Raw genomic sequence first — 24,189 nt, 5'->3', positions numbered from 1 at the left:
GCTGACGAGACGTCGTGGAGCAACAACCGTGCCCAGCCGCAGACGCCTCCTCCACGCCGTGGCGGCCGCCACGTTGCTGCCTGCGCCGAACCTGGTGGCGCGTGGTGCGAACCCGCGGGTGCTGCGCTTCGTCCCGCAGGCGGACCTCTCGGTGCTCGATCCACTCGTCACCACCGCCTATGTCGTGCGCAACCACGCATTGATGATCTACGATACGCTCTACGGTCTGGACGGTTCGCTGCGGCCCTCGCCGCAGATGGTCGGGCAGCACCTTGTCGAGGAGGCCGGCCTGCGCTGGACCTTCCGCCTGCGCGAGGGCCTGCTGTTCCACGATGGCGAGCCGGTGCGGGCCCGCGACTGCGTCGCCTCGATCCGCCGCTGGTCGCGCCGCGACCCGCTAGGCCAGCTGCTGGCGGCGCGGACCGAGGACATGACGGCGACCGATGACCGCTCCTTCGTGATCCGCCTGTCCCGCCCCTTTCCCCCGATGCTCGACGCGCTCGGCAAGCTGGCGTCGCCGATCTGCGCCATCATGCCCGAGCGCCTCGCGCTGACCGAGCCATCACGCTCCGTCACGGAGGTGGTCGGATCCGGGCCCTTCCAGTTCCGTGCCGACGAATGGGTCGCGGGCTCGCGCGCCGTCTATGAACGCTTCGCCGGCTACCGGCCGCGCGCGGACGGGACACCCGACTGGACAGCGGGGCCGAAGGTCGCGCATTTTGACCGCGTCGAGTGGCACACGATCCCGGACCCCGCCACCGCGGCCGCGGCCCTGCTGCGTGGCGAGGTTGATTGGGTGGAGCGGCCCGACTTCGACCTGCTGCCGCGCCTGCGCCGCAGCCCGGAGCTGGTGATCGAGACGACACCGCAGCTCGGCAGCGTCAGCATCTGCCGCCTGAACCACCTGCATCCGCCTTTCGACAACCCGGCGATCCGACGCGCCGTGCTGAGCGCCGTGAAGCAGGCGGATTTCATGAATGCGGTGGCGGGCACGGCGCATGGCGCGTGGCAGGACGGTGTCGGGATCTGGCCGCCCGGCGGGCCGCTGGAAACGGATGCCGGCATGGAGGCCATTGTCGGGCCTCGTGACATCGCGCGCGCGCGCGAAAATCTTCGCCAGGCCGGCTACCGGGGCGAGCGCGTGGTCTCGCTGGTCTCGACGGATTTCCCGACCGGCAAGGCAGCGGGCGAAGTCGGCGCCGACCTGTTCCGCCGCCTGGGGCTCAACCTGGACATCATCGCGACGGACTGGGCAACCGTGGTGCAGCGGCGCGCCAGCCGCGAGCCGGTCGAGCGCGGCGGCTGGTCCTGTTTCTACACGGGCTTCGCGGCGCTCGACATGCTGAACCCGGGGGTGCACCAGCTGGTCCGCGGCGGCGGCGACCGCGCTTGGTTTGGATGGCCCTCCATCCCACGCATGGAGGAACTCGCCAGCGCCTGGATCGACGCCGCCGAGATCACCGCACAGCGCGCCATCGCCGCGGAGATGCAGCGCCTGGCCTTCGCCGAGGTGCCCTACATCCCGCTCGGGCAGTATTTCCTGCCGACAGCCTACCGCCGGTCGCTGCTGGGCGTGCTGCCCGGGCCGCCCGTATTCTGGAATGTGCATCGCTGAGGCTTGGCCTCGGCGTCACCGCGTGAACTGCCAGCCCACCGCCAGGCCCAGCACCCCCTGGGTCGCATTGCCGCGGCCGTCGACCAGCGGGCTATCGGCCGCATCGCCCAGGATGCGCCCAACCTCCCCGAAGGCCGTCACGCTCCAACTTGAATCAAGCACCAGGGTCAGGCTCGCAGCGACGCCGGCGAACCAGTAGTCCTGCGGTGCGAAGCGGGCATAGCCGGTGCGGCGGGCCTGCTCCGCATCCACGCCGAAATACGTCTCCGCGAAATCCTCGCTGCCCCAGCTCAGCCGCGGCCCGGCCGCCAGGATGATGTCCGGCCGCAGCCGCAGGACCCGGTCGAGACGCGCATCGGCGACCAGGCCCGAATGGCCGCCGAAGCCCTGGCGCAGCTCGAGGGAGCCGCGCCAGTTCGGGTCGGCGTAGCGCAGGAACGCACCGCCCTCGCCGGCGGCGCGGACGTCGCCCATGCCGCGCAGCGCGTCGTTGTCGTCCTGGTCGCGGCCGAAGCGGGGCCGCAGCACGAGACCCATGGAGACATTGCCGTGGCGCAGGAGCGTGGCGCCGAGCCCGTCACGCAGCGACAGGAACAGCGTGTCCTCCCGCCAGCGGATATCCGGGCTGAGCAGTGGCGAGAAGCTGTACCTGTCGGAGCCGAGGTAGTCGGGCGAAAGCAGCGCGCCCGCGCCGATCGATACGCGCCATTCGCCGGCCGGCGCCGGCGCCGGTGGCAAAACCTGCGGCGTGAGGTCCGACTGCGATTGCGACGGTGTTCCGAACACGAGCATGACCGCGCCCACCAGCACGCCCTGTGCCATGCGGTGCCACCCTCGGCACGAGCGGAGCCGACGAGGAGCATCGGACCTTGCCTGCACATGCGCCAGCCGGGCCACAAGCCCAGCGTTGTCCTGATCCATCGCAGTCTCCTCCCACGCAACTGCGTGGAAGGCTAGCGGCCGGCACGGCCTGGAACATCGGCGTTGCATCCAAGGGATGCGCGGCATGTTCCAATGTCTCCGCCGCTTCCTGCGCAGGAAGGCGGATTGCCGAAAAGGCTCCGCGCGAAAACCACGCTTGCCGATCGAGGATGGGACGGTTGGCATAGGCCTGAGACCTACGCCCATGCCGCCGCCGGATGCGCCGCCCTAGGGTGCTGCTCGGCGGTCCGGGCCGAAGCCCCCGCCACCTCGATACGGGGCTCCGGCCCGCCACAAGGAGAGAATGCCATGACCAACCGATCCTCAAAGCTGCGCCTCGCGGCATTCTGTGCCGTGGCCGTGACCGCGGGCGCCGCCACCGCGCCCGGCGCCGCGGCGCAGCAGCGCAACTGCATCGACGTCCTCGCGGGGATGAGTGAGTTTTCCCGCTTCGTGAACGGTGTCATCCGCGCCCGCGCCGTGGCCGACTTCCGCAACGCCAACAGCATCACGATCTTCGCGCCGACCAACGACGCACTGTCCGGCGGTGCGCGCAGCGTGCTCGTCGACCGGCTCTTCCCGCTGGTGGATGGCAACCGCGAAGCCGACCCGGTTCTCGCGCCCGCCGCATTCCAGGCGCATGTGATCCAGGGCCGCCATGACGCCGCGGCGCTTTCCCAGAACGGCTCTCTGACGACCGCGGCAGGTACGCAGCTGCGGCACAGCGCTGCCAACGGCGTCGTCACCCTGACGGCGCAGGGCGATACCTCGGCACGCGTCACGCGCGCGGACATCGCCTGCTCCAACGGCGTGATCCATGCCATCGACGCGCCGCTGATCCGCTAGCGCGGCGGCACGCACCGGTTCAGGCGTGGCGCGTTCCACGCCGGGGCCGGTGCCTTGGGCTGACAATCGAGACAACGTCGGCGCCGGGCCGGCGCCGAGGTGATGGCCGACATGCTCGAAACCTTCGGCTTCACCCTTGTCGCGCTGCTGGTGATCGTCGATCCGGTCGGCACATCGGTCATCTTCGCGTCCATGAGCGCGAACAACACGGCCGCCGAAAGACGTGCGCAGGCAATCCGCGCGACCATCATCGCAACCGTCGTTCTGCTGGCCTTCGCGGTCCTCGGCGGTTGGCTTCTGGGCGCACTGGGCATCGGGCTTGCGGCCATGAAGGTGGCCGGCGGGCTGCTGCTGTTCCTGCTCGCAGCCGACATGGTCATGGGCCAGACCTTCCTGCGCGCGACGCCGGAGGAACAGAAGGCCGGTGCCGAGGCGCACGACATTTCCGTCTTCCCCCTCGCCATCCCGTTGCTCGCCGGTCCTGGCGGCATGACCAGCATGGTGCTGATGGTGCAGCAGACGGATGGGGACTGGCCGCGGCTGGCCGCCGTTTTCGCCGCACTCGTCGTGGTCCTCGTCCTCGCGCTGGTCTGCCTGCTGGCCGCGGCGACGGTGGCCAGGCTGCTCGGCACCACGGGCAGCCACGTCATCGGCCGGGTCCTTGGCGTGCTGCTGGCGGCGCTTGCGGCGCAGATCGCGCTGGAGGGTGTGCGCGAAAGCATGATGGCCGGGTGAGCGGGCCTCGCCCCTCATTCCGGGTGGCCTAGTCGGTCCTGGCGCCGGAACGTCGCACCAGTTCGGCCCAGATCGGCTTCTCGCGCGCTGCAAGTTCGAACAGTGCCTGCGGTGGGCCAGGGCTGGTCTCGAACGCAAGCCGCGCCAGGCGCGGCGCCAGGTCGGGCATGACGAGTGCCGCATTCGCCGCAAGGTTCAGCCGCGCCACCGCATCCGGCGGCGTGCCGGCCGGCACCACGAGCCCACCCCAGGACGTGATCCGGAATCCCGGCCAGCCGGATTCCGCAACCGTCGGCAGGTCCGGGAACAGTGGCGCGCGCTGCGGACCGGTGACGGCGAGGCCTTGCGCATCACCGGAGTGAAGGATCGCCTCCAGCGAGGACAGGTTGTCGCAGGCGATCTCCACCTCCCGTTGCCGCAGCGCCTCCACCAGCTGCGGGCTGCCGCGATACGGCACGTGCAGCAGATCGGCCCCGGTCAGGGACCGCAGCCGTTCCATGGCCAGGTGCCCGGTCGTGCCGATGCCGGGCGATCCGTAGGCGAATCGACCGGGCGCATCCCGCAGTCGCGCAACCAGCTGCGCCAAGGTGGCGACCGCCAGGGACGGATGCACCAGGATGGCGTTCTGCACGAAGCCGAGCAGCGCCACCGGGGTGAAGTCGCGCTCGACGACATAGGGCTGTCGCCCGAGCATCGCATCGTTGATCGCCATCGTGACGACGTTGACATAGCCGAGCGTGTGGCCGTCCGGCGGTGCCCGGGCCACCTCCGAGAGACCAATGGTTCCGAATCCGCCTGGACGGTTTTCGATGACGACGGGGCCGAGCGACCGGCGCATGCCTTCCCCTAACAGCCGACAGACGAGGTCCGGTGTGCTGCCGGCAACGGACGTCACGACAAGACGCAGCGGGCGCGACGGCGTCCAGTCGGCCTTACCGTGCGCCGGCCTGTCCGCGAGCACGGAGAGACCAGCCAGGGCCAGCAGGTCCCGGCGGCGCGACTCGCCATGAACCGGCAAACACCGCTGTGCATCGCCGCAGGCACCGGCCAACATCGCATTTCTCCAATGGCCAGGCTTAGCCGGCGCCGGCCGATCTCCTACATGGCCTGCAACAGGCCTCGCAGCGAGAATTCGCCGCGGCTTTCAGACTGGCGCTGAGGGCAGGCAAACCGCAGGCCCGCCCCACGGTTCATGCGCAGGTCCCGCGGCGAGAGGCCGAAGGTGCGGCGGAACATGCGGCTGAAGCTGGAAGCATCGAACAGTCCGTGCGCTTCCGCGATTTCCGCGATGCTGCGTGCGTCGGACGGATCCGTCAGCGCCCGGTAGGCGGCGTTCAGGCGCTCCCGCTGGATGAACAGCGCAACGCCGCCATGCGGCTCGAACAGGCGATAGATTTGCGTGCGCGAAATTCCGGCCATCCGGCAAAGCCGATCCGGCCCAAGCCTCGCCGAGCCAAGGTTGGCGCGCATCAGGGTCCGCAGGCGCGCCATCTGCACCGCTTCATGGGGCACCAAGGCCGCCTCCTGCCGCACCGGGCTGTCGTCCAGCGCAAGCGCGATCATTGCTCTGGTGGTCTCCGCCATGCGTTCGCCATCCGCCACCGTCATGTGCGGCAGTTCAGCCGCCAGCAGCAGCATGTAATCCCGCAGGAGCAGGCCGCTTGGCGTGTCGAGGAGGAGGCAACCCGACGCAGGGGGTGCGACGCCGGCGGGCAGGTCGTCGCGCGGGAGATACAGGTGCAGCCAGCCGGAACGGCTGCGCGCCGCCTCGAAGGGTTGCGCCAGCGAGTGCAGGACGAGTTGCCCCGGCCGCATCACGGTGACCTGCTCGTGCGTGCGGTAGATGCGATGACCATGCGTGGCCATGGAAAAGGACAGAAGGTCGATCCCATCGCGGCGCAGATTGGTGGTCGACCGCCGGTAGCTTCCGGCGGGCGTCTCGGCCGCCAGCAGTGCCAATCCGCCGAAGCGGAAGGTCAGGGCTTCGACCTCGTAGGACGCAGGTCGCGTACCCGGCGTCACGTAATCGACCAGCCCTGCATTGGCGTCGCGCCAGGCGTCGAATTGCAGCCGGGCCGGCAGGCCGTGCGTGGACTGGCGCAGCGGCGCCAGGTCGCGCGTGCCCCGGTCCTCCGGCGCGACAACCGCGACACCGGTATGGGGCAAGGCATGTTGCTGGCCGGCACGGGTCTGGGACATCGGCACCACTTGCCAAGGCGTCTGCACAAGTTATGGCCGCTGTTACAGTTGGCGAATCAAATAAACTTTCCGTGATTTCGTTGCAGTTGGCAACCCTTACGATGTTGGAATCTCAAAGTTCCGTATGCCCCGATGTGGGACGGAGGTGTCCTGCGGGCCGGTGCTCCGTCGGAGACATCCGGCCCAGCGGCAGGACGTGATGGCAATGCCCCGCGCGGGGTGGCCGCCTAGACTTTGGGCTCCCTTGATCCGGAGGCCGCATGTCCGACGCCGCGATGGCTGCGCCACAGGCCGACGTGCCAGCCGCGCCGCGAGCGACGGCGAATCTCGATCTCGACCTGATGGATGTCGGCCAGCTGGTCGCTGTGGATGCCGCCTGGCCGCTGCATCCCGGCTGCCTTCGCGCGGCCGCGGAAGGCGCGATCATCGAATGGGCGCGCCGCCAGCCGGAGGATGTGCCGCTCGGCGTCACCGTCCGCCTGCCGGCCGATGCGATGGGCAGTGCCGATGCGGTACGGCTCGGCGAAGCGCTCGCGACGCATTTCGGCCTGCTGGCGGAGGCGCAGGAGCGCTCGGCCAAGGAGCACCTGGCGGATGGGCGGCGCAGCACCGCCGTCGGGCTCGCGATTCTTGCCGGCTGCCTGATGGTCGCCTGGTGGCTCACCACCAACTTCCCCGATCGGCCACTGGCCCGCATTGCGCGCGAGAGCATCGGCATCCTTGGCTGGGTGGCGATGTGGAAGCCGGTGGAGATGCTGCTGCACGACCGCCGCCCCATCCTGCGCCGCCTGCGCCTGCTGCGCCGGCTGGCGCAGGCCAGCGTGCGCGTGGTTCCCTCCGGGAAGCACTGACCCACCAGCCTGGAGTGCGCGATGCAACGACGTGATCCCGTGACGGTTGACCTCGCCTTGCAGGGCGGCGGGTCCCATGGCGCCTTCACCTGGGGCGTTCTCGACCGGCTGCTGGAGGAGCCGTGGCTGGAGGTGGAGGGCATCTCCGGCACCTCCGCCGGCGCGATGAACGCAGCGGTGCTGGCCAGCGGCCACGCCCTCGGCGGCCGCCAGGGCGCGCGTGAGGCGCTGGAGGCGTTCTGGCGCCGCGTCTCCCGCAGCGCCACCTTCAGCCCGTTCCAGCGCGGGCCGGTGGACGTCATGCTCGGCCGCTGGACGCTCGACAACTCGCCCGCCTTCCTGATGATGGACCTGCTGGCGCGCGTCGTCTCGCCCTACGACATGCCGAGCGTCGCCGGCAACCCGCTGGCGGAGGTGCTGCGCGAGAGCGTGGATTTCGCGGCGCTGCGCGACGGTCCGGTCAAGGTCTTCGTCACCGCCACCAGCGTGCGCACCGGACGCGCGCGGATTTTCCGCAATGCGGACCTGACCATCGAGGCGATGCTGGCCTCCGCCTGCCTGCCTCAGCTGTTCCAGGCGGTGGAGATCGACGGAGAGCCCTACTGGGATGGCGGCTTCGCCGGCAATCCGACGCTGACGCCCTTGGTGACGGAACTGGCCTCCGACGACACCATCCTTATCCCGATCAACCCGATCGAGCGGCCCGGCACGCCGCGCACCGCGCGCGACATCCTGGACCGGGTGAACGAGATCTCCTTCAACGCCGTCGCGCTGAAGGAGCTGAAGATGATGGCCCTGCTGCGCAAGGTCGCCGACCCCGGCAACGACGAAGGCGCGGCCTGGGCCCGCATGCGGCTGCACATGGTGCGCAACGAGGTGATGGCGGCGCTCGGCTATTCCTCCAAGCTCAACGCCGAATGGGCCTTCCTCGACTGGCTGCGTCAGGCCGGACGACGAGCGGCGGAGGATTTCCTGCGCGACCATGCAGAGGCCATCGGTCGACGCTCGTCGCTCGATCTGGATGCGATGCTCGCGGGCGTCTAGCACGCCGCGCGCCGCACCCAGCACGGCTTCGGGACGTAGGGCGCAGGGCCGGGACGGGTGGCCGGTCAAGCAAAGCCGACGCAACGCTAGTTTCCCCTTGCCCAACAGCGCAGGGATTTCGAGCATGACGAGCGTTCCGGGCGGCGCGAGGCTGCCCTGCCTGTTGCTCGCCCTCGCGGTGCTGGCCGCCTGTGGCGAAGCGCCGGCGCCGCCTGCGCCAGAGCCACGACCGGTCCGCGTCGTCACCGTGGAATCGCGTGGCGACACCACGACCATCAGCCTGACCGGCACCATCCAGGCACAGACGGAAGTCAATCTCGGCTTCCGTATCGATGGCCGCATGATCGAGAGGCTCGTGAACGTCGGGGACCGCGTGACGGCGGGCCAGGTGGTCGCGCGCCTCGACCGCACCAACGAGGAGAACGGGCTGCGTGCCGCGCGCGCCGCCCTGTTGGCGGGACAGGCGCAGCTGGTGGAGGCCGATGCGAATTACGGGCGCGCGCGGGAATTGCTGCGCAGCGGCTTCGGCACGCGGCAGCGCTACGACCAGGCCGCGCAGCAATTGCAGACGGCGCGCAGCGCCGTCGATTCGGCCCAGGCGCAGGTCAACATCGCCGAGAACCGCCTGAGCTACTCCGAACTGCTGGCCGACGCGGCCGGCACCGTTGTTGCCCGCGGCGCGGAAGCGGGCGAGGTGGTGGCGCCCGGCCGCATGATCGTACGCCTCGCCCGCCAGGACGGGCTGGATGCCGTGTTCGACGTGCCGCCCGCCGTGATGGACCGCGCGCCCCCCGGCGTCATCGTGACGGTAGCCCTGACGCTCGACCCCGTCACGCGCGCCACCGGCCGGGTCCGGGAGGTTTCGCCGAGCGCAGATCCGGTGACCGGCACCTTCCGCGTGCGCATCGGCCTGGACGACCCGCCGGCCGGCCTGCGCCTGGGTTCGACCGTGACCGGACGGATGGAGTTGCAGGGCGGTACCGGCTACGCGATTCCCGCCAGCGCGCTGACCCGCCAGGGCGGCTCGCCCGCTGTCTGGGTGGTGGATACCGGCAGCCGAACCGTCTCGCTGCGCCCGGTCGAAATCCTGCGGCACGACCCGGCGCGAGCCGTCATCAGCACCGGCCTCGCCGCCGGCGACGTCGTCGTAACGGCCGGCGTGCAGGCGCTGCGCCCGGGACAGCAGGTGCGGCTGCTGGATGCCGTGCGATGATCGGACCCAACTTGTCCGAATGGTCGATCCGCCGGCCGCAGCTTCTCGCCTACTTCATGCTGGTGGCGGTGATCGCCGGCAGCATCGTGTTCTTCCGCCTCGGTCGCAACGAGGACCCGGCCTTTACCTTCCGCACCATGGTGGTGCAGGCCGCCTGGCCCGGCGCCACCATCGAGGAGACGCTGGAGCAGGTGACGGAACGGCTGGAACGCACGCTGCAGGAAACGCCGAACCTCGACCGCCTGCGCAGCTACACCACCGCCGGGCAGGCGACGATCTTCGTGGAGCTGAAGGGCTCCACCCCGCCGGACGTCGTGCCGGACATGTGGTACGAGGTGCGCAAGCGCATCGGCGACATGCGCCACACCCTGCCGCAGGGCGTCGTCGGCCCCGGCTTCAACGATGATTTCGGCGACACCTTCGGCATCATCTTCGGCTTCACCGCCGATGGCTTCAGCCAGCGCGAGCTGCGCGACCATGTCGAGGCCATCCGCTCCCGGCTGCTGCGCGTGCCGGACGTCACCAAGGTCGAGATCCTCGGCGCGCAGGACGAGGTGGTGTTCGTCGAGTTCTCCCTGGAACGCCTGGCGGGGCTCGGACTCAACTACCCGTCGCTGATCGCCGCGTTGCAGGCGCAGAACGCCGTGCAGCCCGCCGGCATGGTGCAGACCGGCGATGAGAGGTTGTCCCTGCGGGTCTCCGGCGCCTTCCAGGACGAGGCCGACCTGGCCAGGATCTCCTTCGTCGCCGGCGACCGCCTGGTGCGGCTGACCGACATCGCCGAGATCCATCGCGCCACCTCCGACCCGCCGCAGCCGATGTTCCGCGTGAACGGACAGCCCGCCATCGGCCTCGCCGTCGCCATGGGCGCGGGCGGCGATATCCTGGCGCTGGGCGAGAACCTGCGGCGCGAGATGCAGGCGGCGGAGCGCGACCTGCCCATCGGCATCGAGCCCTTCCTGGTGGCCGACCAGGCGCAGACGGTGGACACCGCCATCGGCGAATTCACGGAAAGCCTGTGGCAGGCGATCCTGATCATCATGGCGGTCAGCTTCATCGCGCTCGGCGTGCGCGCCGGCGCGGTCGTCGCACTTTCCATCCCGCTGACGCTCGCCATCGTCTTCCCGCTGATGCTGCTGGCCGGCATCGACCTGCAGCGCATCTCGCTCGGCGCGCTGATCATCGCCCTCACCCTGCTGGTGGATGATGCGATGACCACGATCGATGCCATGATCCGGCGGCTGTCGCTCGGCGACGGCAAGGCGCAGGCGGCCACCTTCGCCTACAAGACCTTGGCGGCACCGATGCTGACCGGCACGCTGGTGACGATCGCCGGCTTCATCCCGATCGGCTTCGCCGCCAGTTCCGCGGGCGAGTACACCTTCTCGATCTTCGCGGTGGTGGGCCTGGCGCTGGTCGTCTCCTGGCTCGTCGCGGTGCTGTTCGCGCCGCTGCTCGGCATGGCGATCCTGAAGGCGCCCAAGGCCCTGGCTGGCAGCGCGCCGCCACCACCCGGGGCATTCCTGCGCGGCTACGCCGCCTTCCTCACCCTGGCCATCCGGCTACGCTGGGTGACGATTGCGGTCGCCGTCGCCGCCTTCTTCATATCCCTCTATGCCCTGCGCTTCGTGCCGCAGCAGTTCTTCCCTTCCTCCGACAGGCCGGAGCTGCTGGTCGACCTGACCCTGCCGCAGAATGCCTCGATCCACGCGAGCCTGACGGTGGTGGAGCGGCTGGATGCGGCGCTCGCGGCAGATCCGGACGTGGCACATTGGAGCGCCTATGTCGGCCGCGGCGCGATCCGCTTCTACCTGCCGCTGAACGCGCAACTACCCAACCCGTTCTTCGCCCAGGCCGTCGTCGTTGCGAAGGACCCGGAGGTCCGTGAGGCGTTGCAGCGCCGGCTGGAAGCCCTGCTGGCGGAGGAATTCCCGACGGTCACCGCACGCGTCTCCCCGCTCGAACTCGGCCCTCCGGTCGGCTGGCCGGTGCAGTACCGCGTGGTCGGCCCCGACATCGAGACCATCCGCGCCGTTGCGCTGGAAGTGGCGCAGGAGGTGGCAGCCAGCAGCGGGACGCGCAATGTCAGCTTCGACTGGATCGAGCCGGCGCGCCAACTGCGCGTCGTCGTGGACCAGGAGCAGGCGCGGCAGCTCGGCCTGTCGTCGGCCGCCATCGCCGGCACGCTGAACGCGGCCATCACCGGCACCGTCATCACCCAGATCCGCGACGACATCTACCTGGTCAGTGTGCGGGCCCGCGCCACCGCCGCGGAACGGCTGTCGCTCGATACGCTGGAGACGATGCAGGTGCCGATCCCCGGCGGCCGTACCGTGGCGCTCGGCCAGTTCGTCACCTTCGAGCACGGCCAGGAATACCCGCTGATCTGGCGCCGCGACCGCGTCGCTGCCCTGACCGTGCAGGCCGATGTACGGCCCGGTGTGCTGCCCGAGACGGTGGTGGCGGAGGTGACGCCGCGCATCGCCGAGATCAACGCCCGGCTGCCCGCCGGCACCCGCATCGAGATCGGCGGCATCGCGGAGGAAAGTGCGAAAAGCCGCGACTCCGTGATCGCCGTGGTGCCGGTCATGATCGTGGTAATGCTGACCGTGCTGATGTTCCAGTTGCAGAGCTTCGCACGACTCGCCCTGGTGGTCGCGATCCTGCCACTCGGCCTCATCGGGGTAGTGCTCGCGCTGCTGGTGTTCGACCGGCCGCTCGGCTTCGTCGCCATCCTCGGCATCCTCGCGCTGCTCGGCATGATCGCAAAGAACGGCGTGATCCTGATCGTGCAGATCGAGCAGGACCGGGCCGATGGCCTGGCGCTGCGCGACGCCGTGGTGGCGGCTGCCACCTCGCGCCTTCGGCCGATGATGCTGACGGCGCTGTCCACCGTGCTCGGCCTGATCCCGATCGCGCCGACGGTATTCTGGGGGCCCATGGCCTTCGCCATCATGGGTGGACTGCTGGTGGCAACGCTGCTGACGCTGATCGTGCTGCCGGCGCTGTATGTGGCGCTGCTGGAACGGCGCGCCGCCCGGGTCGTGATTCCCGCGGAGGCCGCCTTCAGCGAAAGCTGAGCGCCGCCGCCAGGCCCGGCAGGGGATGTGCCGCCACCGGCGGTCGGCGCGCCAGCACCTCGCGCGGGGTGCAGCCGAACTCGCGGCGAAAGGCACGGGTGAAGCTGGAGGAATCGAAGAACCCGACCGCCTCCTTGATGCGGCTGATCGAGGATGGTCCGTCCGCGCGCGCCAACTCGGCATAGGCCCGCCGCAGCCGACGCAGCTGGATGGCACGCGAGATGCCGCCTGCCGCCGCGAAGCACCTGTACAACTCCGAGCGTGAGATGCCGGACTGGCGCACCAGCTTCGCGGGCGACAGTCCCGGATCGCTCAGCGAAGCATCCACCAGCGCGATGACTCGTGCCCGTCGCGCCGCCTCAAGCTGCCATCGGTTGGAGACCGGCAGCATCTGATCGTCGAGCAGGCATGCGGCGAGCATCGAGGACAGGGCTGCTTCCAGCCGTGGTTCATTCCCGGCCGCAAACTGGTCGGCGGAGGCGATGAGGCGCGGCAGCATGCCCGCGAGCATCCGCGCTGCCGGACTGAGCACCGGGACGGCACGCGGCGCCGCGAAAATCGAGGCAGCCTGGGGCAGGCACTCCGGCCTGATGAACACGGCGAGCCAACGGCCCCAGAGGTGACGCAGCCCGAAGCCGTGCGACAGGGAACCGAGCCAGATCGAAGCGGGTGGCCGGCCCGCTTCGTCCATGCGCAGCGCGACAAGCCATTGATCCAGCCCGTCCCGCAATCCCTGGCTGCGGGGCCGCCGGTAGTTGGCGGGCGTCGCCTTCATATCCAGCAACACGTGGCGCCCGAGCCGGCGCAGCGTCGCCTGGCCGTCAAACGCCTCGCCACCGTCACCGCCCGTGCCCGCTGCTGTCACATGCACAGCCGGCTGCCAGAATGCCCGCCAGGCATCCAGGCGGATCGCCGGCGGCAGGCCGCGCGTGTCCACCGAAAAACGCTCCGCACCTGCGGAGCCGGGGACGCCACCTGCGACCGGGTCCCGGAGATCGGTCGCGCCAGGGTCGGGCACGTCCGGTGCACTCCTGCCAAATTCCCGGCAACGACTTATCGCCAAGTGGACGCGTAATCCAGCTTGATCATGTGGCAAGGAACACGGGGTGCAGGGCGGGGACGCGGCGCCCATCCCTTACGCCGCAGTGCTTGGTAGCGATCCGGTGCGGGCCGCAGCGAGCCCGCTCGAACCCATGGGAGTGCAGAGGATGTCCATGACAGCTGTGTTGGCGACGCGCCGGCTCGCGCTAGGTGCCGCCATCGGCCTCGGGTTGATCGCAGCCGCATCGGCCCAGCCGTCGCGTGAGTTCGAGCGTGCCGAACTAGGCTACCTGAACGCCGACCTGCGGGCCGAGGTCGAGCGCCGCGCCACCGGCGCCAACACGCCACGCGGCGTGCTGGAAACCATCATGCTGAACAACCTGCAGCTTCGGCTGCCGTCCACGGAGGTCATCGCCGTGGACTTCCTGAAGTCCACCGTCGTCTACAGGGCACCGGATGGTGCCCTGCGCGCCGCGCGGTTCAACCCGGCGAACCTCACGGTCGTCGAGTAGGACCCGCCCGCGGCGCGGCATGCCCCCCTCCCACCGCGTCGCGGCCCCCTTCCCGCCTGTCACCACATGGAGTTTCAACAATGGCCGACCTGCTCGTGATCGCCTTCCCGACCGAGCCGCAGGCGGAGGAGGCGCGCGCGCGCATCCTCGCCATGCAGCGCGAGTACCTGATCGCGGTCGGCGATGCCGCCGTGGCGCTGCGCAGGCCCGATGGCAGCATCAAGCTCAACCAGATCCTCCAGCCGACCGCGGCGGGTGCGGCCAGCGGCGCGCTCTGGGGGTCCCTGATCGGCCTGCTGTTCCTGAACCCGCTGGCCGGCGCCGCACTCGGCGCAGCGACGGGGGCGGTGGCCGGTCGCTTGAGCGATGTCGGCATCAACGACACCTTCATGAAGGAGGTGGCGCAGACGCTGGAGGCGGGCGAAGCCGCCCTGTTCCTCCTGGTGCGCAAGATGACCGCCGAGCGCGTGATGGAGGGACTGCAGGGCATGGGTGGAAGGATCATGAGCAGTTCCTTCGACGAGACCAAGGAGGATCTGCTGCGCACCGCATTGGCTGGTGCCGAAGCCGAGCGTGGCGCCGCATGATGCACACCGCCGCGCCGGCGCGGCGGACGGAGGGCACAGCGGCGGGACGTGTCGCCGTGGGATGACGCACAGCCTGTCCCTAACGTGACCCCACCGGCAGGACCTGGTGACGCGACATGCGCCCACGGCCGCCACAACGGCAGGCAGGAACTCCATGAGCGAACTTTACCGCGTGCTTGCGCAGATTGATCGTGACATGGACGGCGCACTTCAACGGCTCTTCGCCGTCCTGCGCATCAAGTCCATCTCCACCGACCCGGCGTTCGCGAGCGACTGCGCCGCGAATGCCGATTGGCACGCAGACGATCTGCGATCCATCGGCTTCGAGGCATCGGCACGGCCGACGCCTGGCCATCCGATCGTCGTCGCGCATGACCGCAGCGCCGGCGGCCCCTCCGCGTTGTTCTACGGCCATTACGACGTCCAGCCCGTGGACCCGCTGGAGCTGTGGGACCGCGATCCCTTCGATCCGGTAATCGAGACCATGGAGGACGGCACGAAGGTCATCCGCGGCCGCGGCAGCGCCGACGACAAGGGACAGTTGATGGCCTTCGTCGAGGCCTGCCGCGCCTGGAAGGCGGTGACGGGCAAGCTGCCCATCTCGGTGACGATCCTGCTGGAGGGCGAGGAGGAATCGGGCGGCGTCAACCTGCCGGCTTTCCTCGATGCCAACCAGGCCGAACTCAAGGCCGATATCGGGCTGATCTGCGACACCAACATGTGGGATCCTCAGACACCCGCCATCGTCACCATGCTGCGCGGCCTGTGCGGTGAGGAGGTAATCATCCACGCCGCCGACCGCGACCTGCATTCCGGCTTCTACGGCATGGCCGCGGCCAACCCGAACCGCATCCTCGCGAAGATCCTCGCGGAACTGTACGACGACCAGGGCCGCGTCACGCTGCCCGGCTTCTATGACGGCGTGCCGGACCTGCCGGCGCAGCTGCGCGAGCAATGGGGCACGCTCGGCTTCACCGCCGAGAAATTCCTTGGCGTCATCGGCCTTTCCGTGCCAGCCGGCGAGAAGGGTCGCGATGCGCTGGAGATGGTCTGGTCGCGCCCGTCCTGCGAGATCAACGGCATGGGCGGCGGCTATCAGGGCGATGGCTTCAAGACCGTGATCCCCGCAGAGGCCTCCGCCAAGATCTCCTTCCGCCTGGTGTTCGACCAGGACCCGCACCGCATCCGCGAGGCCTTCCGCGCCCATGTCCGTACCCGCCTGCCCGCCGACTGCCGCGCGGAGTTCATCGAGCACGGCTCCGGCCGCGCCATCCGCTTCCCCGACACCGACCCGGCCTTCGCCAAGGCGCGGAAGGCGCTGAGCGATGAATGGGGCAAGCCCGCGGTGTTCATCGGCTCCGGTGGCTCCATCCCGGTGACGCACATGCTGAAGACATCGCTCGGCATGGATGTCGTGCTGGCCGGCTTCGGGCTGGAGGATGACCGCATCCATAGCCCGAACGAGAAATACAACCTGGTCAGCTTCCAGAAGGGCATCCGCTCCTGGGCGCGCATTCTGGGAGCATTGTCGGCATGAGCGCGATCCATCCGCCACCGGCGACGCTGGAGGCGAAGACCGTGATGCAACGGGTACTCGATACCGTCGAGCGCATCGGCAACCGCGTGCCGCATCCGGTCATGATCTTCGTCTACCTCATCATCTTCGTCGTGCTCCTGTCGGCGTTGCTTTCCGCCTTCGGCGCCCGCGTCAGCTACCAGGCCTACAATCCGGCCACCGGGGACATCGAGCCGGCGACGACGGCCGCGCGCAGCCTGCTGACCATCGACGGCATCCGCTTCATGTTCACGGGCGTGGTGCCGAACTTCATGGGCTTCAACGCGGTGGGCGTCATCATCGTGGCGATGGTGGGCGTCGGCGTGGCGGAAGAATCGGGCCTCGTGAAGGCACTGATCCGCAAGCTCGTGATCGTCGCCCCCCCGCGGGCGTTGACCTACATCCTGGTCTTCGTCGGCATCGTCTCCTCGATCGCCGCGGATGCAGGCTATCTCGTGCTGATCCCCCTCGCGGCCGCGGCCTTCCTCAGCGTCGGGCGGCATCCGCTCGCGGGGCTCGCCATGGGCTTTGCCGCCGTGGCCTCCGCCTTCATGGTCAACGTCCTCATCGTACCCGTGGACGGCATCCTGACGGAGATCACCAACGATGCGGCCCGCCTGGTCAGCCCGACCGCGTCGATCGACCTCGCCGCCAATGTGTGGTTCTCCATCGCCTCCGTCGCCATGCTGACGGTGCTGATCGCGCTGATCACGGAACGCGTGATCGAGCCACGCCTCGGTGCCTATACGGGCGACTACACGGTTCCCGGCGAGAATGTGCTGTCGGCGGACGAATACAAAGGCCTCCGCGCCGCGGGCCTTGGCCTTATTGGCGTGCTGGCCTTCATCGGGCTGCTGGTGCTGCCGCCCGGCGCGCCACTGCGCAATCCGGACACCGGCGCCATCATCGGTGCCTCACCCTTCATGGGCAGCCTGATCGTCTCCATCGCACTGATCTTCCTGGTCTGCGGCATCGCCTATGGCCGCGCGGCCGGCACCATGCGCAGCGCCGCGGAAGCCATCGCCGCCATCCAGAAGTCGATCGGCGCCCTGGCAGGCCTGATCCTGCTGCTGCTGGTGATCAGCCAGTTCATTGCGATTTTCAACTACTCGAACATGGCCACGCTGGCTGCGGTCTCGCTCGCGGAGTTCCTCGGCGGACTCAACCTGCCCACCGTCGTGCTGCTGATCGGCTTCGTCATTGCCGTCTTCGGCATCGACCTCATCATCACCGCGGCGATCGCCAAATGGGCCATCTTCGCGCCCGTCTTCGTGCCGCTGCTGATGCAACTGGGCGTCGCACCGGAAACCGTGCTCGCCGCCTACCGCGTGGGCGACAGCCCGATGAATTCGATCACGCCGCTGAACGCCTATTTCGCCATGATCGTCACCTTCGCAATCAAGTACCAGAAGGACGCCGGGGTCGGCACCGTGATCGCGCTGATGCTGCCCTACGTCATCGCCATCTCCGTGGTGTGGACCCTGCTGCTGGCCGCCTGGTACCTCCTTGGCCTGCCCTGGGGCCTGTAGACGATGAGTGACATGACCTTGATGGGCGCCATCATCCTGGTGGCCATCATCCTCTTCGTCTGGAACCGCATTCCGGTGATCATCGTGGCGATGGGCGTCGGGCTTGCGCTCTATGCCACCGGGCTGGTCACGCTGAACCAGGCGCTGTCCGGCTTCGGCGACCCGGCGGTGATGTTCATCGCCACGCTTTTCGTCATCAGCGCGGCGCTGGACCGCACCGGTGTCACCGCCTGGGCCGGGCAGATGCTGATCCGTGGCGCCGGCGAGGAAAGCCGTACGCGGCTGATGGTGCTGATTTCGCTGCTGGTGGCATTGCTCACCGCGCTGATCAGCGTGAACGGCGCGGTGGCGGCGTTGCTGCCGGTGGTGATGGTGATGGCGCTGCGGTTGCGGCGGAAGCCGTCGCAGTTGCTCATGCCGCTGGTCTTCTCGGCCCATGCCGGCTCCATGCTCGCACTCACCGGCACGCCGGTGAACGTGCTGGTCAGCGAAGCCGCGGCCGATGCCGGGATGCATGCCATCGGCTTCTTTGAGTTCACCATCGTCGGCATCCCGCTGCTGCTCGGCACCATGGCCATCACCGTGCTGCTCGGGGAGAAGCTGCTGCCGCACCGCGCCGGCGAGACGATGAGCATCGATTTCGGCCGTCACGCGACGACGCTGGTCGAACAGTACGGGCTGCAGAAGGGACTGTTCCGGCTGCGGCTGCGCGCCAGCTCGCCACTGGTCGGGCAGCCACCCTCGGCGCTGGAGGTTCATTCCTGGGAAGGCCTGCGCCTGGTCGCGATCCATGACGGCGAAACCGGCGAGCGTATCAGGCGGGAGACGATGGCCGAGGGAGATTTTCTGCTCGTCTCCGGCGCCGGCGAGGAGGCGGCACGGCTCGCCTCGGCCAAGCACCTGGCCTTCCGGCTTGAGAACAGCGACGTCGAATTGCGGGACAGCCTGTTCAACCGCAGCTCCGGCCTGGCGGAGGTGATGATCCCACCACGCTCCGCGATGATCGGCCAGGCCGCCTTCCAGGGCATGGTCACCGAAAGCGGCGACCTCGTCGTCATCGCCATCCAGCGCGGCGGCGTCGATGCCGGCGTGGAGCCGGTGACGCTGCAGGCCGGCGATACCATGCTGCTGCAAGGCAGCTGGAAGGCGCTGGATGTCCGCCTCGCCGATCCGCAGGTGCTGGTGGTGAATTCGCCTGAACTGGTGCGCCGGCAGGCGGTGCCGCTGGGTGCCGGCGCCTGGGGCGCGATCGGCGTGCTCGCCGCGATGGTCTTCTTCCTCGCCACCGGCCTGCTGCCGGCGGCGGTTGCGGGCATGCTGGGCGCCTTCGCGCTGGTGTTGCTGCGCATCCTGAATGTCGAGCAGTGCTACCGCGCCATCGACTGGACCACGGTGATCCTGGTCGCGGCCATGATGCCGCTGTCGACTGCCATGGTGCAGACCGGCGCGGCCGAATTGATGGCGGATGGGCTGGTGGCGATGGCGGCCGGCGGCAGCCCGACCATTCTGCTGGCGGGGCTGTTCCTGCTGACCGCGATACTCGGCCAGTTGATCAGCAACACGGCCACCGCGCTCATCATCATCCCGGTCGGCGTCGCGGCCGCGGCCGCGATGGATGTCTCCCCGCTTCCGGTGCTGATGACCATCGCGGTGGCCGCGGCGGCCGCCTTCCTGACGCCGATCGCGACACCAACGAACCTGATGGTCATGCGCCCCGGCGGCTACGCCTTCGGCGAGTACTGGAAGTTCGGCCTGCCGATGATGATCTGGTTCTTCATCGTGGGGGTCTTCCTCGTGCCCCTGATCTGGCGGTTCTGAGCCATGGCCCGCATCACCCTGGCCGCCATCTGTAGTGCCGCGGCGCTCGCGGCACTGCCCGCCGCCGGCCAGGCGCCGCCGCCGCGTCCGGCGGATCCGGCGGCGACCTGGATCTTCCTGCTGGAGAACGACACCTTCTCGGGCCGGGATCGCTTCTACACCAACGGCTTCCTGTTCGGCTGGACCTCGCCTTCCTACAATCCGCCGGACTGGCTGGCCGCGTTGACCGATCGTCCCTCGCCGCTGTTCCCGACCGGCGGCATCGCGCGTTGGGGCCTGGCTTTCGGGCAAAAAAAATTCACGCCCGAGGACACCTACGCGCGTAATCCCGATCCTGATGACCGGCCCTATGCCGGGTGGCTGTACGGCGCCGTGACCTTGATCTCCTACACGCCGAGAGAATTCGGCAGCCTCGAACTGCAGCTCGGCGTCATCGGGCCTTCCGCGCTGGGCGAGCAGGTGCAGAACAACACGCACGACCTGCTGAACATCGACCGCGCCCTGGGCTGGGATGCGCAGATCAAGGATGAGCCTGGCGTCAACCTGGTGATGAACCGGCAATGGCGGTTGAACCAGCCGCTCAACACCAACGGCCTTCACTACGGCTTCGTGCCCAGCCTGGCCGTGAGCCTCGGCAACGTGCAGACCTATGCGGCAGCCGGGCTGATGTTGCGTATCGGTACGGAGCTGGAGGCCGATTTCGGTCCGCCGCGCGCCAGGCCCGTCTCGGCCGGATCGGTGTTCTTCCAGCCAACGGAGCGCTGGGGCTGGTACGGCTTCGCGGCGGTCGAGGGCCGTGCCGTCGCGCGCGACATCACGCTGGACGGCAACACCTGGCGCGACAGCCGCAGCGTGGAGCGTGAGCCGCTGATCGGCGATGCCAGCATCGGGTTCGCCGTGATGCTGCCGCGCGCGCGCCTGACCTTCACCTACACGATGCGCAGCAAGGAGTTCGAGACGCAGCGCGAGGGTTCCCAATTCGGCTCGCTCAGCCTGGCTGCGCGCTTCTGAACACATGTCAGGAACGCCGCGCATATTTCCGCGACACGCGGCCGATGTGGGGCAGGTCGGACGCGGTGAAACTTCCCCACGCGCCTCATGGGACGCGTCTTGAGCGGAGGGCGGAGGATCGATGAGAGCCTTGATCGCAGGATTGCTGCTGGCATCCGGCCTCGGCGGGGTGGCCGCCGCGCAGACCGGGCCTGTAACCACCGGGCCGCTCGGCGACCTATGCGCATCGAGCGATGCGGCGGCGGTCGCCTATTGCCGTGGATTTCTGATCGGCGCCGGGCAGTACCATGAAGCCATCACGGCACGCGGCGGCCTGGCGCCCATGTTCTGCCTGGGCGAGGCGATGCCGACCGTGGAACAGGCGCAGGCCGCCTTCGTCACCTGGGCGCGCGCCAACCCGCAATACGCCGGGGATCGTGCCATCGACGGCGTGATGCGCTGGGCCACCGTGGCCTACCCCTGCCCGACCGCCGCGGCCACGCAGCCCGCACCACGGAGGACCGTACGATGATCCGCAGGCTTCCCCTGGCGCTGAGCGGCGCCGCGCTGCTCGGCCTCGCGGCGTGTGCCGATCTCGATCCGGGCACGCAGCGTGCGATGACCGGTGGCCTGGCGGGTGCCGGTGCCGGCGCGCTGGTCGGCTCCTTCTCAGGCAATGCCGGGCTCGGCGCCGCCATCGGCGCTGGCTTGGGTGCAGGTGGTGGCTTCGTCTACGACCGTCACGTCCGCGCGCGCGACCGCGCCTTCGAAGAGGGCGTCCAGTCGGGCCGCGCGCAGCGCTGACACTCAGGCCGCCGACCCCGGCTGCCGCCCGGCAATCGCGTGGGTCACCGCATCGGCCGCCTGGCGCACCAGCGGCCCGAAGCGGGGCAGCGCCTCCGGCGTAATGCGCACGGAAGGACCGGAGACGGAGAGGCCCGCGACGGCCTCGCCGAATTCGTTGAAGATGGCGGCGCCGACGCAACGCATGCCCAGGTTGCGCTCCTCGTCATCGATCGCGTAGCCGCGCTGGCGCACTCGCACGAGGTCCGCCAGCAGCGCGGGCAGAGCAACCAGCGTGTGCTCCGTGAAGCGCGGCAGCCCGCCCCGCTTCAGGCTGGCGGCCACCTGCGCGGGCGTGCGGTGCGCCAGGATCGCCTTGCCGATGCCGCTGGCATGGAACAGCGCGCGCGTGCCGGGGCGGAAGAAGGCGCGGATCGTCTCATGCGTCTCCACCTGGCTGACGAAGACCACGCCATCCTCCTCCGCCACCGCCAGGTTCGCCGTCTCGCCGCATTGCGCCACCAGCCCCTGCATCGCGTCGCGCGCGCGGTCCACCAGCTTGCGGCGGCGCAGGAAGGCGCTGCCGATTCGGAAGGTCTCGACGCCCACGGACCAGAGCTGCGTGCCCGAATCGCACTCGGCCAGGCCGCGGCGTTGCAGCGTGCCCAGGATGCGGAAGGCGGTCGACATCGGCAGGCCGGCGCGCGCCGCCAACTCGGTCAGCGTCACGCCGTCGGACTGCGCCAGCGCGGCCAGCAGGGCGATGGCGCGGTCCAGCGATTGCAGCGGCGCCTCCTCGGCCAGCGCCAGCCGCGGGCGCCCGCGCCGGCGGGATTCCAGTGCGGCCATCGCATCATCCTCCGGAAGGTTTTTCCAGTCTGGACGCTTCAAGCCTTCTGGAAAACAGAAAATCACGCCTCCGCAGCTACTTGCGTTATCCAATACTGAAATGGAAAAATCTTTCGAAAAAATTGAAATATCCCGTTGAAGCCGTCAATGCTGCCGCGTCCAGGAAGAACGGAGCAACGACCATGGCGCGAATGCGGGCAGTGGATGCAGCGGTGCTGGTGCTGGAGCGGGAGGGTGTGAGCTGTGCGTTCGGCGTGCCCGGCGCCGCGATCAACCCCTTCTATTCCGCGATGCGGGCGCGCGGTTCCATCCGCCATATCCTGGCGCGCCACGTCGAAGGCGCCTCCCACATGGCGGATGGCTACACCCGCGCGAAGGCCGGCAACATCGGCGTCTGCATCGGCACCTCCGGCCCCGCCGGGACGGACATGATCACCGGCCTCTACACCGCGCAGGCCGACAGCCTGCCGATCCTGTGCATCACCGGCCAGGCGCCGCGCGCCAAGCTGCACAAGGAGGATTTCCAGGCGGTCGACATCGAATCCATCGCCAAGCCGGTGACGAAATGGGCGGTGACGGTGCGTGAACCCGCCCTCGTCCCGCAGGTGCTCCAGCAGGCCTTCCACCTGATGCGCAGCGGCCGCCCCGGCCCGGTGCTGGTGGACCTGCCGGTGGATGTGCAGCTCGGCGAGATCGAGTTCGACATCGACAGCTACGAGCCCCTGCCCGCCTGGAAGCCCGCCGCCAGCCGCCGCCAGGTGGAGAAGGCGATCGCCATGCTGCAGGCTTCGGCGCGCCCGCTGATCGTCGCCGGCGGCGGCATCATCAACGCCGATGCCTGCGCGGAGCTGGTGCGCTTCGCCGAGATCACCGGTATCCCGGTGATCCCGACGCTGATGGGCTGGGGCAGCATTCCGGACGACCATCCGCTGATGGCCGGCATGGTCGGCCTGCAGACCAGCCACCGCTACGGCAACGCCACCTTCCTGCAGAGCGACTTCGTGCTGGGCATCGGCAACCGCTGGGCCAACCGCCACACCGGCAGCATCGAGAAATACACCGCCGGCCGCCGCTTCGTGCATGTGGACATCGAGCCGACGCAGATCGGCCGCGTCTTCGGCCCCGACCTCGGCATCGTCTCCGACGCCCGCGCCGCGCTGGCGCTGTTGGTACAGGTGGCGGAGGAGATGCGGGCGGCCGGCACGCTGCGCGACCGCTCCGCCTGGGCCGCGCAATGCGCGCACCGCAAGCGCACCATGCTGCGCCGGACGCATTTCGACGAAGTGCCGCTGAAGCCGCAGCGCGTCTTCGAGGAAATGCTGGAACAGGCCGGCCGCGACACCTGCTTCGTCACCACCATCGGCAACTCGCAGATCATGGGCGCGCAGATGCTGCGGGTGTACGAGCCGCGCAACTGGATCAATTGCGGCCAGGCCGGCCCGCTCGGCTGGACGCTGCCCGCCGCCCTCGGCGTGCGCGCGGCGGACCCGACGCGGCGCATCGTCGCGCTGTCCGGCGATTACGACTTCCAGTTCCTGATCGAGGAACTCGCCGTCGGCGCGCAGCACAAGCTGCCCTACCTGCATGTGGTGGTGAACAACAGCTACCTCGGCCTGATCCGCCAGGCGCAGCGCGGCTTCCAGATGGATTTCGAGGTGTCGCTCGCCTTCGAGAACATCAATGCGGTGGACGATCCGGACGCCGTGCCCGGCTACGGCGTGGACCATGTGGCGGTGGCGGAGGGCCTCGGCTGCAAGGCGATCCGCGTGAAGTCACCCAACGAGTTCAAGGACGCCTTCGCCCGCGCCCATGCGATGATGGAGGAACACCAGGTGCCCGTGGTGCTGGAGTTCATCCTGGAGAAGGTGACGAACATCGCGATGGGCACCGAGATCGACGCGGTGAACGAGTTCGAGGAGATCATCTGCCTCGACCCGCTGCTGACGCCAGAGAATGGCTGGACGCCGAACGGCGCCGGGCTGCTGCAGGAAAACCTGACGGAGGTGAAGGAGCCGGCCTAA

The 24,189-nt window shown here is 69.1% G+C and carries 21 protein-coding genes; 16 read left to right on the top strand and 5 right to left on the bottom strand.

All coding sequences use genetic code 11. The features are described 5' to 3' along the window. Positions 1-28: 28 nt before the first annotated feature. On the top strand, positions 29-1,615 hold the full coding sequence (locus tag ACFHPP_RS21610) for an ABC transporter substrate-binding protein (protein ID WP_437165309.1): 1,587 nt from the start codon (positions 29-31) through the stop codon (positions 1,613-1,615). A 15-nt stretch (positions 1,616-1,630) separates the two neighbouring features. Here ACFHPP_RS21610 and ACFHPP_RS21605 read toward each other — a convergent pair whose 3' ends face one another. Then, a complete protein-coding gene (locus ACFHPP_RS21605) occupies positions 1,631-2,437 on the bottom strand; it encodes a MipA/OmpV family protein (protein WP_437165308.1) in 807 nt (268 codons plus the stop codon). Between the two features lie 453 nt (positions 2,438-2,890). On the opposite strand from ACFHPP_RS21605, the gene ACFHPP_RS21600 reads away from it, so the two are divergent. Beyond that, complete coding sequence (locus tag ACFHPP_RS21600; protein WP_437165307.1) at positions 2,891-3,382, top strand: fasciclin domain-containing protein; 492 nt, start codon at positions 2,891-2,893, stop codon at positions 3,380-3,382. Positions 3,383-3,493: 111 nt separating this feature from the next. Then, entirely contained in the window at positions 3,494-4,117 is a 624-nt protein-coding gene (locus tag ACFHPP_RS21595) for a MarC family protein (RefSeq protein WP_437165306.1), read from the top strand. A gap of 28 nt (positions 4,118-4,145) precedes the next feature. Here the strand turns inward: ACFHPP_RS21595 and ACFHPP_RS21590 are convergent, their stop codons facing one another. Together ACFHPP_RS21590 and ACFHPP_RS21585 are read right to left on the bottom strand one after the other, a co-directional pair. After that, positions 4,146-5,171 (bottom strand): Bug family tripartite tricarboxylate transporter substrate binding protein, encoded by a 1,026-nt coding sequence (locus tag ACFHPP_RS21590; RefSeq protein WP_437165305.1) that lies wholly within the window; start codon positions 5,169-5,171, stop codon positions 4,146-4,148. A 44-nt stretch (positions 5,172-5,215) separates the two neighbouring features. Continuing rightward, on the bottom strand, positions 5,216-6,316 hold the full coding sequence (locus ACFHPP_RS21585; RefSeq protein ID WP_437165304.1) for a helix-turn-helix domain-containing protein: 1,101 nt from the start codon (positions 6,314-6,316) through the stop codon (positions 5,216-5,218). Between the two features lie 260 nt (positions 6,317-6,576). Here ACFHPP_RS21585 and ACFHPP_RS21580 point away from each other — a divergent pair, with 260 nt between their 5' ends. The 4 genes from ACFHPP_RS21580 (at position 6,577) to ACFHPP_RS21565 (ending at position 12,504) form a co-directional block, all read left to right on the top strand. Beyond that, positions 6,577-7,167 carry a hypothetical protein gene (locus tag ACFHPP_RS21580; RefSeq protein WP_437165303.1) on the top strand — a complete coding sequence of 197 codons (591 nt, stop codon included), beginning with the start codon at positions 6,577-6,579 and terminating at the stop codon, positions 7,165-7,167. A 21-nt stretch (positions 7,168-7,188) separates the two neighbouring features. Next, positions 7,189-8,211: a patatin-like phospholipase family protein gene (locus tag ACFHPP_RS21575; protein WP_437165302.1), complete on the top strand. Its 1,023-nt coding sequence runs from the start codon at positions 7,189-7,191 to the stop codon at positions 8,209-8,211. 124 nt (positions 8,212-8,335) lie between these two features. Beyond that, positions 8,336-9,424: an efflux RND transporter periplasmic adaptor subunit gene (locus tag ACFHPP_RS21570; RefSeq protein WP_437165301.1), complete on the top strand. Its 1,089-nt coding sequence runs from the start codon at positions 8,336-8,338 to the stop codon at positions 9,422-9,424. After that, the gene (locus tag ACFHPP_RS21565) at positions 9,421-12,504 is read left to right on the top strand and encodes an efflux RND transporter permease subunit (RefSeq protein ID WP_437165300.1); all 3,084 of its coding nucleotides are present in this window, start codon (positions 9,421-9,423) and stop codon (positions 12,502-12,504) included. Before ACFHPP_RS21570 ends, ACFHPP_RS21565 begins: the two co-directional genes overlap by 4 nt. On the opposite strand, the gene ACFHPP_RS21560 is transcribed toward ACFHPP_RS21565, so the two are convergent. Further along, the gene (locus ACFHPP_RS21560) at positions 12,491-13,522 is read right to left on the bottom strand and encodes a helix-turn-helix domain-containing protein (protein WP_437165299.1); all 1,032 of its coding nucleotides are present in this window, start codon (positions 13,520-13,522) and stop codon (positions 12,491-12,493) included. The genes ACFHPP_RS21565 and ACFHPP_RS21560 overlap by 14 nt on opposite strands. Before the next feature lie 196 nt (positions 13,523-13,718). Between ACFHPP_RS21560 and ACFHPP_RS21555 the strand changes: the two genes are divergently transcribed. The 8 genes from ACFHPP_RS21555 (at position 13,719) to ACFHPP_RS21520 (ending at position 21,340) form a co-directional block, all read left to right on the top strand. Next, positions 13,719-14,057: a hypothetical protein gene (locus ACFHPP_RS21555; RefSeq protein ID WP_437165298.1), complete on the top strand. Its 339-nt coding sequence runs from the start codon at positions 13,719-13,721 to the stop codon at positions 14,055-14,057. A gap of 80 nt (positions 14,058-14,137) precedes the next feature. Continuing rightward, positions 14,138-14,644 (top strand): DUF1269 domain-containing protein, encoded by a 507-nt coding sequence (locus ACFHPP_RS21550; protein WP_437165297.1) that lies wholly within the window; start codon positions 14,138-14,140, stop codon positions 14,642-14,644. A 154-nt stretch (positions 14,645-14,798) separates the two neighbouring features. Further along, positions 14,799-16,181, top strand: a complete 1,383-nt coding sequence (locus tag ACFHPP_RS21545) for a M20/M25/M40 family metallo-hydrolase (RefSeq protein WP_437165296.1) — start codon at positions 14,799-14,801, stop codon at positions 16,179-16,181. Then, positions 16,178-17,728 (top strand): AbgT family transporter, encoded by a 1,551-nt coding sequence (locus ACFHPP_RS21540; RefSeq protein ID WP_437165295.1) that lies wholly within the window; start codon positions 16,178-16,180, stop codon positions 17,726-17,728. The genes ACFHPP_RS21545 and ACFHPP_RS21540 overlap by 4 nt, the downstream gene beginning before the upstream one ends. Positions 17,729-17,731: 3 nt before the next feature. Then, the gene (locus ACFHPP_RS21535) at positions 17,732-19,546 is read left to right on the top strand and encodes an SLC13 family permease (RefSeq protein ID WP_437165294.1); all 1,815 of its coding nucleotides are present in this window, start codon (positions 17,732-17,734) and stop codon (positions 19,544-19,546) included. 3 nt (positions 19,547-19,549) lie between these two features. Further along, on the top strand, positions 19,550-20,557 hold the full coding sequence (locus ACFHPP_RS21530) for a lipid A deacylase LpxR family protein (protein ID WP_437165293.1): 1,008 nt from the start codon (positions 19,550-19,552) through the stop codon (positions 20,555-20,557). 121 nt (positions 20,558-20,678) lie between these two features. Then, a complete protein-coding gene (locus tag ACFHPP_RS21525) occupies positions 20,679-21,068 on the top strand; it encodes a Rap1a/Tai family immunity protein (RefSeq protein WP_437165292.1) in 390 nt (129 codons plus the stop codon). Beyond that, positions 21,065-21,340, top strand: a complete 276-nt coding sequence (locus ACFHPP_RS21520; protein ID WP_437165291.1) for a glycine zipper domain-containing protein — start codon at positions 21,065-21,067, stop codon at positions 21,338-21,340. The genes ACFHPP_RS21525 and ACFHPP_RS21520 overlap by 4 nt, the downstream gene beginning before the upstream one ends. Positions 21,341-21,343: 3 nt before the next feature. Here ACFHPP_RS21520 and bhcR read toward each other — a convergent pair whose 3' ends face one another. Then, a complete protein-coding gene (gene bhcR / locus ACFHPP_RS21515; RefSeq protein ID WP_437165290.1) occupies positions 21,344-22,168 on the bottom strand; it encodes an HTH-type transcriptional regulator BhcR in 825 nt (274 codons plus the stop codon). Positions 22,169-22,350: 182 nt separating this feature from the next. Between bhcR and gcl the strand changes: the two genes are divergently transcribed. Beyond that, positions 22,351-24,189 (top strand): glyoxylate carboligase, encoded by a 1,839-nt coding sequence (gcl, locus tag ACFHPP_RS21510; RefSeq protein ID WP_437165289.1) that lies wholly within the window; start codon positions 22,351-22,353, stop codon positions 24,187-24,189.

Origin of the sequence: Falsiroseomonas sp. E2-1-a20, assembly GCF_051433195.1 — a bacterium.
Lineage (GTDB): Bacteria > Pseudomonadota > Alphaproteobacteria > Acetobacterales > Acetobacteraceae > Falsiroseomonas.
The sequence above is the reverse complement of the archived record's forward strand: the minus strand, read 5'-3'. Positions and strand labels throughout refer to the sequence as shown.

Excerpts from the sequence above, each read along its gene's own strand:
- ACFHPP_RS21590 (WP_437165305.1), bottom strand. The coding sequence starts at position 5,171 with ATGTTGGCCGGTGCCTGCGGCGATGCACAGCGGTGTTTGCCGGTTCAT.
- ACFHPP_RS21595 (WP_437165306.1), top strand. The coding sequence starts at position 3,494 with ATGCTCGAAACCTTCGGCTTCACCCTTGTCGCGCTGCTGGTGATCGTC.
- ACFHPP_RS21565 (WP_437165300.1), top strand. The coding sequence starts at position 9,421 with ATGATCGGACCCAACTTGTCCGAATGGTCGATCCGCCGGCCGCAGCTT.
- ACFHPP_RS21525 (WP_437165292.1), top strand. The coding sequence starts at position 20,679 with ATGAGAGCCTTGATCGCAGGATTGCTGCTGGCATCCGGCCTCGGCGGG.
- bhcR (WP_437165290.1), bottom strand. The coding sequence starts at position 22,168 with ATGGCCGCACTGGAATCCCGCCGGCGCGGGCGCCCGCGGCTGGCGCTG.
- ACFHPP_RS21520 (WP_437165291.1), top strand. The coding sequence starts at position 21,065 with ATGATCCGCAGGCTTCCCCTGGCGCTGAGCGGCGCCGCGCTGCTCGGC.
- ACFHPP_RS21570 (WP_437165301.1), top strand. The coding sequence starts at position 8,336 with ATGACGAGCGTTCCGGGCGGCGCGAGGCTGCCCTGCCTGTTGCTCGCC.
- ACFHPP_RS21540 (WP_437165295.1), top strand. The coding sequence starts at position 16,178 with ATGAGCGCGATCCATCCGCCACCGGCGACGCTGGAGGCGAAGACCGTG.
- ACFHPP_RS21535 (WP_437165294.1), top strand. The coding sequence starts at position 17,732 with ATGAGTGACATGACCTTGATGGGCGCCATCATCCTGGTGGCCATCATC.
- ACFHPP_RS21580 (WP_437165303.1), top strand. The coding sequence starts at position 6,577 with ATGTCCGACGCCGCGATGGCTGCGCCACAGGCCGACGTGCCAGCCGCG.
- gcl (WP_437165289.1), top strand. The coding sequence starts at position 22,351 with ATGGCGCGAATGCGGGCAGTGGATGCAGCGGTGCTGGTGCTGGAGCGG.
- ACFHPP_RS21585 (WP_437165304.1), bottom strand. The coding sequence starts at position 6,316 with ATGTCCCAGACCCGTGCCGGCCAGCAACATGCCTTGCCCCATACCGGT.
- ACFHPP_RS21545 (WP_437165296.1), top strand. The coding sequence starts at position 14,799 with ATGAGCGAACTTTACCGCGTGCTTGCGCAGATTGATCGTGACATGGAC.
- ACFHPP_RS21555 (WP_437165298.1), top strand. The coding sequence starts at position 13,719 with ATGACAGCTGTGTTGGCGACGCGCCGGCTCGCGCTAGGTGCCGCCATC.
- ACFHPP_RS21530 (WP_437165293.1), top strand. The coding sequence starts at position 19,550 with ATGGCCCGCATCACCCTGGCCGCCATCTGTAGTGCCGCGGCGCTCGCG.
- ACFHPP_RS21550 (WP_437165297.1), top strand. The coding sequence starts at position 14,138 with ATGGCCGACCTGCTCGTGATCGCCTTCCCGACCGAGCCGCAGGCGGAG.
- ACFHPP_RS21575 (WP_437165302.1), top strand. The coding sequence starts at position 7,189 with ATGCAACGACGTGATCCCGTGACGGTTGACCTCGCCTTGCAGGGCGGC.
- ACFHPP_RS21605 (WP_437165308.1), bottom strand. The coding sequence starts at position 2,437 with ATGGCACAGGGCGTGCTGGTGGGCGCGGTCATGCTCGTGTTCGGAACA.